The 11,539-nt window shown below is 70.4% G+C and carries 14 protein-coding genes; 1 reads left to right on the top strand and 13 read right to left on the bottom strand.

Features of this window, described 5'->3' with window-relative positions:
- The first annotated feature begins 194 nt into the window (after positions 1-194).
- Entirely contained in the window at positions 195-1,118 is a 924-nt protein-coding gene (gene ypfJ / locus FB453_RS26760) for a KPN_02809 family neutral zinc metallopeptidase (protein WP_145794719.1), read from the top strand.
- Positions 1,119-1,190: 72 nt separating this feature from the next.
- On the opposite strand, the gene FB453_RS26755 is transcribed toward ypfJ, so the two are convergent.
- The 13 genes from FB453_RS26755 to FB453_RS26690 form a co-directional block, all read right to left on the bottom strand.
- On the bottom strand, positions 1,191-1,550 hold the full coding sequence (locus FB453_RS26755; RefSeq protein WP_145794717.1) for an SgcJ/EcaC family oxidoreductase: 360 nt from the start codon (positions 1,548-1,550) through the stop codon (positions 1,191-1,193).
- Between the two features lie 79 nt (positions 1,551-1,629).
- Positions 1,630-1,929, bottom strand: a complete 300-nt coding sequence (locus FB453_RS26750; RefSeq protein WP_145794715.1) for a muconolactone Delta-isomerase family protein — start codon at positions 1,927-1,929, stop codon at positions 1,630-1,632.
- Between the two features lie 98 nt (positions 1,930-2,027).
- Complete coding sequence (locus tag FB453_RS26745) at positions 2,028-2,675, bottom strand: acVLRF1 family peptidyl-tRNA hydrolase (RefSeq protein ID WP_145794712.1); 648 nt, start codon at positions 2,673-2,675, stop codon at positions 2,028-2,030.
- Between the two features lie 143 nt (positions 2,676-2,818).
- Positions 2,819-3,451 carry a LysE family transporter gene (locus FB453_RS26740; RefSeq protein ID WP_145794710.1) on the bottom strand — a complete coding sequence of 211 codons (633 nt, stop codon included), beginning with the start codon at positions 3,449-3,451 and terminating at the stop codon, positions 2,819-2,821.
- A gap of 358 nt (positions 3,452-3,809) precedes the next feature.
- On the bottom strand, positions 3,810-4,409 hold the full coding sequence (locus FB453_RS26730; protein WP_486480481.1) for a DinB family protein: 600 nt from the start codon (positions 4,407-4,409) through the stop codon (positions 3,810-3,812).
- Between the two features lie 185 nt (positions 4,410-4,594).
- Entirely contained in the window at positions 4,595-5,041 is a 447-nt protein-coding gene (locus tag FB453_RS26725; protein ID WP_145794708.1) for a metal-sulfur cluster assembly factor, read from the bottom strand.
- 67 nt (positions 5,042-5,108) lie between these two features.
- Entirely contained in the window at positions 5,109-5,582 is a 474-nt protein-coding gene (sufU, locus tag FB453_RS26720; RefSeq protein ID WP_091403700.1) for a Fe-S cluster assembly sulfur transfer protein SufU, read from the bottom strand.
- Positions 5,582-6,886: a cysteine desulfurase gene (locus FB453_RS26715; protein WP_145794706.1), complete on the bottom strand. Its 1,305-nt coding sequence runs from the start codon at positions 6,884-6,886 to the stop codon at positions 5,582-5,584. The genes sufU and FB453_RS26715 overlap by 1 nt, the downstream gene beginning before the upstream one ends.
- A gap of 20 nt (positions 6,887-6,906) precedes the next feature.
- Positions 6,907-7,680, bottom strand: coding sequence for a Fe-S cluster assembly ATPase SufC (gene sufC, locus FB453_RS26710; protein WP_112677399.1), 774 nt, complete (start codon positions 7,678-7,680; stop codon positions 6,907-6,909).
- On the bottom strand, positions 7,680-8,006 hold the full coding sequence (locus FB453_RS26705) for a non-heme iron oxygenase ferredoxin subunit (protein WP_091403693.1): 327 nt from the start codon (positions 8,004-8,006) through the stop codon (positions 7,680-7,682). The genes sufC and FB453_RS26705 overlap by 1 nt, the downstream gene beginning before the upstream one ends.
- Positions 8,006-9,151: a Fe-S cluster assembly protein SufD gene (sufD, locus tag FB453_RS26700; RefSeq protein WP_145794703.1), complete on the bottom strand. Its 1,146-nt coding sequence runs from the start codon at positions 9,149-9,151 to the stop codon at positions 8,006-8,008. The genes FB453_RS26705 and sufD overlap by 1 nt, the downstream gene beginning before the upstream one ends.
- Positions 9,152-9,239: 88 nt before the next feature.
- Entirely contained in the window at positions 9,240-10,670 is a 1,431-nt protein-coding gene (sufB, locus tag FB453_RS26695) for a Fe-S cluster assembly protein SufB (protein WP_091403689.1), read from the bottom strand.
- Positions 10,667-11,467, bottom strand: a complete 801-nt coding sequence (locus FB453_RS26690) for a helix-turn-helix transcriptional regulator (RefSeq protein ID WP_486480480.1) — start codon at positions 11,465-11,467, stop codon at positions 10,667-10,669. Before FB453_RS26690 ends, sufB begins: the two co-directional genes overlap by 4 nt.
- Positions 11,468-11,539: the final 72 nt, after the last annotated feature.

Below are 11,539 nucleotides of genomic sequence, written 5' to 3'. Positions count from 1 at the left end.
GCCCGACGGCGCGGGGCGGTTCAGCCTTCGCAGCGCAGCACCCGACAAGTGTACCGGGCGCCGTCGGACGTCCCTCCCGGATTACCGATCAAGATCATCGGGTATCGGAACGCCTGTCCGGACCCCGTCCGGCACTCGATGGACGAAACGACACACAAAAGACATTCACCGGCATACGGCGATCGGGGTCACCCATGGAACTCAACGAGCGGGCCGAGCTCGACACCTCCCAGGCCAACGACCTGGGCCGGGGTAGCGGCGGGTCGGGCGGCGGCTTCGGCATCCCCATCCCGGGCGGCGGCGGCCGGGGCGGCATCATCGGAATCGTGGTGGCCGTTCTCGTCGCCCTCCTCGGCGGCGGGTTCGGTCTCAACGCCATGACCAACGGCGACGAGGGCGGGCAGGCCGGCGGCACCGACCTGGAGCAGTTGTGCTCCACCGCCAACCCCGAGCGTCTCGACGATGCGCGCTGCCGCAACCTGCTCTACGTCAACAGCATCCAGGACTACTGGAAGAAGGCGTACCCCGAGCTGGGCAGAAGCGACTACGAGGTCACCACCACGAACTTCTTCCAGGCGGCCGTGAACACCGGCTGCGGGCAGGCCGACTCGGGCGTCGGCCCGTTCTACTGCCCCGCCGACCGGAAGGTGTACATCGACCTGAGCTTCTACGACGAGCTGGCGTCCCGGTTCGGGGCGAAGGGCGAGTTCGCCCAGCCGTACGTGCTCGCCCACGAGTACGGCCACCACGTCCAGAACCTGCTCGGCACCAACGCGAAGGCCGGCCAGGGCGACCAGAGCGGCCCCCGCTCCGCCTCCGTACGGCTGGAGTTGCAGGCCGACTGCTACGCCGGCGCCTGGGCCAGGCACGCCACCGAGAGCAAGGACAAGACCGGCCAGCAGCCACTGTTCACGTCGATCACCGAGGCCGACATCAACCAGGCCATCGACGCCGCCGAGGCGATCGGCGACGACAGCATCCAGGAGCGCTCCGGCGGGCGGGTCAACCCCGACCAGTTCACCCACGGCACGTCCGAGCAGCGCAAGCGCTGGTTCAACCAGGGCTACGACCGCGGCGACCCGAAGACCTGCGACACCTTCGGCACCGACCAGCTCTGACATCCGCCCCCAGATCGTGGCAGGTCCCCCGGCGGGCCTGCCACGATCGTCATCCCTGCCGAAGCTCCCGGGTCAGGTGAGCTGCGAGACCTGGTAGTGGCCGATGAGCCAGTCGTCGTCGACCCGCCGCAGGAGCACGCCGAGGTTGACGTTCAGGGCCGGCCGGTCGGTGAAGGCGAACTCCACCTCCAGGTAGCCGAGGACCACGTCGTCGGCGAGACGACGGATCTCCCGGATGTCGTACGCGGCGGTCAGGCCGAGCGGCTGTCCGGCGTAGTACGCGGCGACGCCGGCAGGACCGACCGTGTACCGCTGCAACCCCTGAAAGATCGCGTCTTCGGTGAAGCACGCCGCGACCCGATCGGGCTCGTGGGCGTCGACCGCCGATTTCCACCGGTCGAGGACGGTACGCAGAATCTGCGCCTCGGACATGATGATCTCCCTGCTGGACGGACGTTCCCCGTCGCCTGCCTGTCGAGCTGCCCCACGTGCGAGGCGACCCCCTCCAGGCTCAGCGAGGCGGCTGACCCGGATCGTTCGGGTGCGGCGTCAACGGCGTCACGGTCTCGCGCCGCCAGGCGCGCAGCGGCATCGACGCGAGCACGGCTTCCAGCTCATCGGCGTCGTCGGCCTGGAACAGCCCCCACGTACGCCACTCCCCCGGCGCCAGCGGCGGCCGCCACAACCGTAGGAGACTGCCCTGGGCCGTCAGCTCGGCCGAACGCGCCGCCTCTCGCGCGCGCATCTCGGCGACGCCGTTCTCCGATGTTCCCTGCGGCACCGTCGTCACCATGTCAACCAGAAACTCCACGCGCCCATCCTCCGGCGGCCAGCCGGGCAGCACGCCGCGAACCCCGTTTTGCGTGGCGATCGTCTCCCCGCCGACGCCGACGCCAGTGAAGGCCGAGGTCAGTCGGGGTCGCGCACCAGGATCCGTACCGCCCGGGCCGCACCCACCGCCGCGACCAGCACCGCGTGCCGGGGCTCCGGCACGTCGAGCAGCCGCTCCGCCCGCAACGGCACGAGCGGGGCCAACCGCCGGTCGGCCAGCACCCCGTCCACCGCCCGCCGGTCACCGCCGCAGACCAGCGCGGCGAGCGTCGCCACCTCCGGCAACAGCAGCCGTACGGCCAGGTCCGCCGCGTCACCCAGCGCAGCCTTCGCCTGGTTGTCACGCCGACGGGCGAACCGGTGCTGCGACCATCCCCCCGCAGCGGTGCGCCCCTGCACGTAGCGGGTGTCCACCTTGGAGACCACGAGGTCGGCGCCCTCGGCCACCCCGAGCGCCACAGCGCCCTTGCGGGCCAGCAGCAGGCCGATCCGGCGGGGCGTGACGGCGGAGGCCACGAAGCCGGCCACGTCCAAGCCGGCCGGCGCACCCGGTGGGGCGTACAGCTCAGCGGTTGCGCCGTCCGGGGCGGCGAGCAGTAGGCCGTACTCCTGGGCGCTGGTGGTGGGCGGGCCGTGCCGGTCGGCGAAGCCCTCGACCCACCGGCCGACGCGGGCCGGGTCGACCTCGACCCACCGGCCTCCGCCGGCTGCGGGTCGACTGGTCATCGCCCGACCGTACGGCACAGCGGGCCCACCCGGGCCCCCGGGCGGCCCCGGGCCCGGCCCGGAACACCGGGGCGACACCGTCGACCCGGCGCGGTCGGGCGTCGGCTCGGGTGGCTCAGCCGTCGGATGGTCGCCGTGACCGTTCAGCCTGGCAGCAGCGCGGCCACCGCCAGCGCGGCGATCAGCGCGCTGGAGACCAGGCCGGTGACCAGCCGCCCCCGCGGCCCGGTCAGCGCCCGGCCGACCACAGTGCCACCGCCGGCGATGACCAGTTGCCAACTCGCCGACGCCAGGAACACCCCGGCCACGAAGAGCGCCACCGGGACCACGCCCGAGTCGGCCGTGTCCCGGCGGCCGAGCACCAGCGCGGTGAAGTAGAGCACCGTCATCGGGTTCAGCAGAGTCAATCCGAGCAGCGCCGCGTAGGCCCGCCCCGGAGTGCTCATGCCCCCACCGTCGCGTGGCGTCGGCGGCCGCTGCGAGCGGTGCGCGGACCACGTCCGCCACAGGCCGTGCCCGGCGAGACCCAGCAGGACCACCGCGGCGACCACCCTCAGCGGCCCGGCGACCGGCGCGATGATTCCGGCCAGGCCGGCACCGCCGAGCACGGCCACCACCGCGTAGAGCCCGTCGGCCGTCGCCACCGCGAGGGCTGCGGCGGCACCCACCCGAAACGAGGTACGGGCGCTGAGCCCCAGAATGAGAATCGCGATCGCGCCGACCGGAATGGCGACGCCGTAGCCGGCCACGAGACCGGCGAGGAACGCCCCGGTCACGGACGTCGGTGGCGGGTCGAGGTCCGTGACCGGAGCCGCTGTCGACGCACGGCAGTGGCCGCACGGACAGGAACCTGCTTCGGGTACGCCTCAGACACACGCGCATTCTCCGCGCCGGACCCGCGCCGCCGCCACCGATTTTCCCCGCGCCCCGCGCCCCGCGCCCCGCGCCCCGCGCCCCGCGCCCCGCGCCCCGCGCCCCGCGCCCCGCGCCCCGCGCCCCGCGCCCCGCGCCCCGCGCCAAGATCGTGCTCGAAGCAGGATGTAGTGGCCTCGGCGACGCACCGAGGCCACTACATCGATGATCGAGCAAGATCTTCGGTTGTTCGGGAGTCGGCCGACCGGGCAGAGGCGAACGTCAGGCGGTCAGTCGGGGATCGCGACCGAGGTAGGAGAGCAGGGCGGCGACCTCGTCGGCCTCCGGAGCGCTGTCGATCGCCGGGGCGTACGCGCCGTAGGCCCGCAGCGGCTCGACGATCTGCCGGGCCACCACCAGCAGGGGGCGGGCCAGTTCGGTGCCGAGCGGGGACGGCTGGCCGGTGGCCACCGCGATGTCCCAGGCGTGCACTGCCGCATCCAGGGCGCACGCTACGGCGCCGACCTCGGCCGGCAGCTTGCCCTGGGGCAGCGGCGTGGGCACCTCCGGGGCGTCGTCGGCGACACGCTTCCAGGCCCGAGCGGACGCGTCGAGGGCGGCGCGCAGGCCGGCGAGCTTGTCGCCGTCAATCCGACCGGAGGGTGCGAACGGGTCCTCCGTCGGCCCCGGACCGCCGTTGATCGCCGACGCGAAGGCGAGCTGGTCGCCGGTCGCGTGCTGGAGCACCTGGGTGACGTTCCACCGCTCGCACGGGGTGGGCCGCTCCCAGGCGTCGGCCGGAACCCCCTCGACGGTCGTCCGAAGCGCCTCGTGCGCCTCTTCGAGCACGGTCCGCCACTGCCCCGCTGCCATCTCGCTCATCGTCCTGCCCTCTCTGCCGGCTTTCAGCGAGCTTCCCCACCCGCCTCCGGAGCGGAATATTCCGCTCCGTTAGATGAACTCAGCTTAGCAGACCGGAACGATCCGTTCCACTATTTGGCGCGCGGGCCTGGAACGCGTCGAGCGCGGTACCCGGACGGGTACCGCGCTCGACGAAGTGGATCGTGTCAGACGTTGAAGCCGAGGGAACGGAGCTGGTCCCGACCCTCGTCAGTGATCTTGTCCGGGCCCCACGGCGGGAGCCACACCCAGTTGATCCTGATGTCGTTGACCAGGCCGCCGCCGGGGCCGGTGGTCAGCGCCTGCCGGGTCTGGTCCTCGATGACGTCGGTCAGCGGGCAGGCCGCCGAGGTGAGCGTCATGTCCAGGGTGGCGACGTTCTCGTCGTCGACGTGGACGCCGTACACGAGGCCGAGGTCGACCACGTTGATGCCGAGCTCCGGGTCGACGACGTCCTTCATCGCCTCCTCGATGTCGGCGATCATCGCCTTGGTGACGCCGCCCGCGGGAGCGGCGGCGTCAACGGTGCCATCGGTCGTCGCGGCGTCGGTCTGCGGCTTCACGGTGGTGTCACCGGCCTCCGGCGTCGCCTCAGTAGCGGTGTTCTCGCTCATGCCGTCCCTCCGCATCGCTGCGTGATGCCACAAGGCACCACTGTGTCATTCGCTCGCTGACGCTGGCTCACGCCTTCACCTCCGGGCTCACACCCACACCGGCGCGTGCCGCGGCGTCCTTGAACGCCATCCACGGCAGCAGCGCGCACTTGACCCGGGCGGGGTAACGGGCCACACCCGCGAAAGCCACCCCGTCACCGAGCACGTCCTCGTCCGGCGTGACCTGGCCACGTCCGGACATCAACTCCACGAACGCCTCGTGCACCTCGAATGCTTCCCCGGCGCCCCGGCCACGCAGCAACTCGTGCAGCACACTGGCCGATGCCTGGCTGATCGAGCAGCCCATCCCGTCGTACGAGATGTCGTGCAGCACCGTGCCGTCGGTGGCCACCCGGACGGTGACCTCGTCGCCGCAGGTGGGGTTGACGTGGTGCGCCTCCGCGACCTGGTCGCCCGGGTCGTCGGCATCGCGCAGGCCACGCCCGTGCGGGCGCTTGTAGTGGTCCAGGATGATCTCCTGGTAGAGCTGGTCGAGCTGCATCAGTCGAACACCTTCCGCACCTGCTCCAGACCGGCCACCAGAGCGTCGATCTCCTCGGTGGTGGTGTAGAGGTAGAACGAGGCCCGGGTCATGGCCGGGACGCCGAACCGGCTGCACACCGGCTTGGCACAGTGGTGGCCCACCCGCACCTGCACGCCGAGCGAGTCGAGCACCTGACCCACGTCGTGCGGGTGCACGTCACCGAGTGCGAACGAGATGGTGCCGCCCCGGCCCACCGGCACTGTCGGACCGAAGATCCGCAGGTCCGGCACCGAGCCGAGAGCTTCCAGCGCGTACGCCGTCAGCTCCTTCTCGTGCCACTGGATGGCCTGCATCCCGATGCCGGTCAGGTAGTCGACGGCCGCACCGAGCGCGACCGCCTCGGCGATCGGCGGGGTGCCCGCCTCGAAACGGGCCGGCGGCGCGGCGAAGGTCGAGCGGGCCATGCTGACCGTCTCGATCATCGAGCCGCCGCCGAAGACCGGCGGCATGGCCGCCAGCAGCTCACCCCGACCCCAGAGCACACCGATGCCGGTCGGACCGCACATTTTGTGGCCGGTGAAGACGATGTAGTCGGCGTCCAGGTCAACCACGTCGATGGGCAGGTGGGGCACCGACTGCGAGCAGTCCAGCAGCAGCAGCGCGCCCACCTCGCGGACCCGCGCGGTGATCCGGGAGGTGGCGTTGACAGTGCCGAGGATGTTGGACATGTGCACCAACGAGACGATCTTCGTCCGTTCGGTGACCAGATCCTCCAGGCCCGACTCGTCCAGCCGCCCCTGGTCGGTGACCGGGAACCAGCGCAGGGTCGCGCCGGTCCGCTCACAGAGCAACTGCCACGGGACGATGTTCGAGTGGTGCTCCATCTCGGAGATCACCACCTCGTCGCCCGGACCGAGCCGGAAACGGGGGTCGGCGTCCGGGCGCAGCGAGGCGTTCGAGAAGGCGTACGCCACGATGTTGATCGCCTCGGTGGAGTTCTTCGTGAACACCACCTCGTCGGTGCTCGGCGCGTTGATGAACGCGGCAATCTTCGCCCGCGCTCCCTCGTACGCCTCGGTGGCCTCGGTGCCCAGGGTGTGCACCGAGCGCGACACGTTGGCGTTGTGCCGCGCGTAGTGCTCGTCGAGCACGTCGAGCACCTGGCGGGGTTTGTGCGAGGTGTTGGCGCTGTCGAGGTAGACCAGCGAGTGCCCGTTGATGTCCCGACCGAGGATCGGGAAGTCGGCGCGCACCCGGGCCACGTCGAAACGCGGCACGTCGTCGTACTGCGGCATCCCCGAGGGGATCGCGATGCTGGTCATCTCGGCAGCGCCTCTCCCGCTCAGGCCTTGGCCGTGCCGGCCCCGGCGGCGTACCGCTCGTAGCCCTCGGCCTCGAGCTTGTCGGCCAACTCCGGGCCGCCCTGCTCGACGATTCGGCCGGCCACGAAGACGTGCACGAAGTCCGGCTTGATGTAGCGCAGGATCCGCGTGTAGTGGGTGATCAGCAGCACGCCGGTGTCACCGTTGTCGCGGACCCGGTTGACGCCCTCGCTGACCACGCGCAGCGCGTCCACGTCGAGACCGGAGTCGGTCTCGTCGAGGATCGCGATCTTCGGCTTGAGCAGCTCCAGCTGGACGATCTCGTGGCGCTTCTTCTCACCACCGGAGAAGCCCTCGTTGACGTTGCGCTGGGCGAACGCCGGGTCCATCTGGAGACGCTCCATCGCGCCGCGCAGCTCGCCACCCCAGGTACGGAGCTTCGGCGCCTCGCCGTCGATGGCGGTCTTCGCGGTCCGCAGGAAGTTCGCCACCGAGACGCCGGGCACCTCGACCGGGTACTGCATGGCCAGGAAGAGGCCGGCGCGGGCGCGCTCGTCGACCGTCATGGCCAGCACGTCCTCGCCGTCGAGGGTCACCGTACCGCCGGTGATCTCGTACTTGGGGTGGCCGGCGATCGAGTACGCCAGGGTGGACTTGCCGGAACCGTTCGGGCCCATGATCGCGTGGGTCTCGCCCGACTTCACGGTCAGGTCGACGCCGGCCAGGATCGGCTTGAGCTCACCCTCGGGCAGCTTGACCGACACCTTCAGGTCGCGGATCTCCAGGGTGCTCATTATCGGGTCACTCCATTACTCGGCGTCAGGCTGAGGTAGATGTCGCCGTCGCGGACTTCGACGGGGTAGACGGGGACGGGTTCGGTGGCGGGCAGGCCGGTCGGCTCGCCGGTGCGCAGGTCGAAGCGCGAGCCGTGCAGCCAGCACTCGAGCGTGCAGCCATCGACCTCACCCTCGGAGAGCGCGACCGAGGCGTGCGAGCACTCGTCGTACGCGGCGTAGAAGCCGCCGTCCTCGCCGTGCACCAGGGCGATCGGGGTGCCGTCGACATCCGCGCTGATCGCGGTGCCCTTCGGCACGTCCTCGGTGGAGCAAATGCGGATCATCAAGCGCCCGCCTTGGTCAGCCGGGCCTCGATCGCGTCGCCGAGGCTCTCGCGCAGCGACTCCACCGGGATCTTGTTGATCAGCTCGGCGAAGAAACCACGCACCACCAGCCGGCGGGCCTCATTCTCCGGAATGCCCCGGGCCATCAGGTAGAACAACTGCTCGTCATCGAAGCGGCCGGTCGCGCTGGCGTGGCCGGCGCCGGAGATCTCGCCGGTCTCGATCTCCAGATTGGGTACGGAGTCCGCCCGTGCGCCGTCGGTGAGCAGCAGGTTCCGGTTGATCTCGTACGTGTCGGTGCCGGTCGCCTCGGCCCGGATGAGCACGTCGCCCACCCAGACGGTGTGCGCGCTCTCGCCCTGCAGAGCACCCCGGTAGCCGACGTAGCTGCGGCAGTCCGGGACGCTGTGGTCGACCAGCTGCCGGTGCTCCAGGTGCTGGCCGGAGTCGGCGAAGTAGACGCCGTACAGCTCGGCCTCGCCACCGCGCCCGGTGTATTCCACGCTGGTGAACTGCCGGACCAGGTCGCCACCCAGGGACACCTGGATGTGGATGACCTTGGCGTCCCGGCCCAGCTTGATCTTCAGGTGCTGGGCCTGAACCGCGTCGTCGGCCCAGTCGGCGACAGTGACCAGCGTCAGCTTCGCGCCGTCGGCCACGGCGACCTCGACGTTGTCGGCCAGGGTGGCCGACCCGACGTGCTCCAGAACAACTGTCGCCTCGGCGAACCGGCCCACCTCGACGAAGGTGTGACCGAACGCCGGCTGCTCGACGCCCTCGCCGACCACCCGCAGCCGCACCGCCTCACCCAGAACCACGTCGGGGGCGACCCGCAGCAGCAGGGCGTCGGCGGCGGCACCGTAGGCCAGCGCGCTGACCTGGTCGACCGGGGTCAGCACGCTGCCGACCCGCTCGTCGTCACGGCCGACCCGGGTGATGGCCACGCCCTCGGGCAGGTCACCGTACTCGTGTCGGACCGCGCCGGTCGCGGCCGGCGCCTCAGTGGTCAGGCCGCGGAGGCGCTTGAGCGGGGTGAAGCGCCACTCCTCCTCCAGGCCGGTGAGGGCCGGGAAGTCGGCGACGTCGTACGAGCGCAGCGCCTGCGACTTGGTGCTGGGCGGCGGCGCGGAAGCCTGGGTAGTCATTTCTTCCTTGGTCTGTCTGTTCCGTGACGACGAGTTGGGGCCAGGTGTGACGGGCCGAGATTCCGGCCCGTCACGGGGAGCGGCGGCGTCAGCCGACCGCGCCCTCCATCTGAAGCTCGATCAGTCGGTTGAGCTCCAGGGCGTACTCCATCGGGAGCTCCTTGGCGATCGGCTCGATGAAGCCGCGCACGATCATGGCCATCGCCTCGTCCTCGCTCAGACCCCGGCTCATCAGATAGAAGAGCTGGTCGTCGCTGATCTTGGAGACGGTCGCCTCGTGGCCCATCGACACGTCGTCCTCACGGATGTCGACGTACGGGTAGGTGTCCGAGCGGGAGATGGTGTCGACCAGCAGCGCGTCGCACTTGACAGTGCTCCGGCTGTGGTGCGAACCCTCCAGCACCTGCACCAGACCCCGGTACGAGGTACGGCCGCCACCACGGGCGATCGACTTCGACACGATGGTCGAGGAGGTGTGCGGCGCGGCGTGCACCATCTTGGCGCCGGCGTCCTGGTGCTGACCCTCGCCGGCCATCGCCACCGAGAGCACCTCGCCCTTGGCGTGCTCGCCGGTCATGTAGACCGCCGGGTACTTCATGGTCACCTTGGAGCCGATGTTGCCGTCGACCCACTCCATGGTCGCGCCCTCGTGGCAGACGGCGCGCTTGGTGACCAGGTTGTAGACGTTGTTCGACCAGTTCTGGATGGTCGTGTAGCGGCAACGCGCGTTCTTCTTGACGATGATCTCCACGACCGCGCTGTGCAGCGAGTCGGAGGAGTACAGCGGCGCGGTGCAGCCCTCGACGTAGTGCACGTACGCACCCTCGTCGACGATGATCAGCGTCCGCTCGAACTGGCCCATGTTCTCCGTGTTGATCCGGAAGTAGGCCTGCAGCGGGATCTCGACCTGCACGCCCTTCGGCACGTAGATGAACGAGCCACCGGACCACACCGAGGTGTTCAGGGCGGCGAACTTGTTGTCGCCGACCGGGATCACCGTGCCGAAGTACTCCTTGAAGACGTCCTCGTGCTCGCGCAGCGCCGTGTCGGTGTCCAGGAAGAGGACGCCCTGCTCCTCAAGGTCCTCACGGATCTTGTGGTAGACGACCTCCGACTCGTACTGCGCCGCGACACCGGCGACCAGCCGCTGCTTCTCGGCCTCCGGGATGCCCAGCCGGTCGTAGGTGTTCTTGATGTCCTCGGGCAGGTCCTCCCAGCTGGTGGCCTGCTTCTCGGTGGACCGCACGAAGTACTTGATGTTGTCGAAGTCGATCCCGGTGAGGTCCGCGCCCCAGGCCGGCATCGGCTTACGGCCGAACAGCCGCAGGCCCTTCAGCCGCAGGTCGAGCATCCACGCCGGCTCGTTCTTCTTGGCCGAGATGTCCCGCACCACCGCCTCGTTGATGCCGCGCTGGGCGACCGCCCCGGCGGCGTCCGGGTCGGACCAGCCGTACTCGTACCGGCCCAGGGCGGCGAGCTGCTCTTCCTGGGTCAGGGGCTGGACGATCTGCTCGGTCATCTATCTGTCCTCACAGTGGTTACGGGATTACCGGATTGAGCGCGGCCCGGCTGAGTCGGGATGTGCGTGGTGCACACCCCGTCGCCGTGCGCGATGGTGGCCAGACGCTGCACGTGGGTGCCGACCAGACGGGAGATGACCGCGGTCTCGGCCTCGCACAGCTGAGGAAACTCGGCGGCCACGTGCGCCACCGGGCAGTGGTGCTGACAGAGCTGGCCGCCAGAGGCGATCGTGGTCGCATTGGCAGCGTAACCCTCGCCGGTGAGCGCTGCGGCGAGTGCCTCGGCTCGGGCGAGAGGGTCGTCGCCGGCGTCCTCCATGGCCGTGCGGCAACGGGACTCAAGAGCCGACACCTGCTCGGTGGCGAACGCCTCGACCGCGTCCGAGCCGCCGCTGCGGGCGATCCAGCGCAGCGCGGCGGTGGCCATGTTGTCGTAGTGGTGTGTGCCACAGCGGACCCGGGCGGCCTCGGTCAACAGGAACACCTTGGCCGGGCGCCCTCGACCGCGACTGCCCTGCACGGGCTGCTCGCGGGCGTAAACGTCACCGTCCGCAAGCATCGCGTCCAGGTGCCGGCGGATCGCCGCCGGGCTGAGCCCGAGCGCCGCGCCAAGCTGCGCGGCGGTGGTGGCACCCTGCTCCAGCAGCAACTGGGTGACCCGATCCCGGGTGGAAACCTCGGCCGCCGCCGGCCCAGCGAGGCCGGCCGACGTGGTCACGGCAGGCGCGGAGGCGGACGCACCGAGGGCCGGTACGGCCGTCGGTTGGTGCCCGGAGAGCGCCGCCGCGTTTTTCACAACGCCAACGTTACGTAATTACCCGGAGGGTCGCAAACCCGGGCTCCGGTGATCCCAACCACCGAGCCGACG

This window comes from Micromonospora sp. CNZ322, from assembly GCF_007827755.1.
This window is presented reverse-complemented; position numbering and strand designations above follow the sequence as displayed.

Bases quoted from the DNA above. Each gene is read 5' to 3' on its own strand.
- FB453_RS26715 (WP_145794706.1), bottom strand. From the start codon at position 6,886: ATGACCAGCATCGCGATCCCCTCGGGGATGCCGCAGTACGACGACGTG.
- FB453_RS26730 (WP_486480481.1), bottom strand. From the start codon at position 4,409: ATGAGCGAGATGGCAGCGGGGCAGTGGCGGACCGTGCTCGAAGAGGCG.
- sufC (WP_112677399.1), bottom strand. From the start codon at position 7,680: ATGAGCACCCTGGAGATCCGCGACCTGAAGGTGTCGGTCAAGCTGCCC.
- sufB (WP_091403689.1), bottom strand. From the start codon at position 10,670: ATGACCGAGCAGATCGTCCAGCCCCTGACCCAGGAAGAGCAGCTCGCC.
- sufD (WP_145794703.1), bottom strand. From the start codon at position 9,151: ATGACTACCCAGGCTTCCGCGCCGCCGCCCAGCACCAAGTCGCAGGCG.
- FB453_RS26755 (WP_145794717.1), bottom strand. From the start codon at position 1,550: ATGTCCGAGGCGCAGATTCTGCGTACCGTCCTCGACCGGTGGAAATCG.
- FB453_RS26725 (WP_145794708.1), bottom strand. From the start codon at position 5,041: ATGAGCGAGAACACCGCTACTGAGGCGACGCCGGAGGCCGGTGACACC.
- FB453_RS26745 (WP_145794712.1), bottom strand. From the start codon at position 2,675: ATGACCAGTCGACCCGCAGCCGGCGGAGGCCGGTGGGTCGAGGTCGAC.
- FB453_RS26705 (WP_091403693.1), bottom strand. From the start codon at position 8,006: ATGATCCGCATTTGCTCCACCGAGGACGTGCCGAAGGGCACCGCGATC.
- ypfJ (WP_145794719.1), top strand. From the start codon at position 195: ATGGAACTCAACGAGCGGGCCGAGCTCGACACCTCCCAGGCCAACGAC.
- sufU (WP_091403700.1), bottom strand. From the start codon at position 5,582: ATGCAGCTCGACCAGCTCTACCAGGAGATCATCCTGGACCACTACAAG.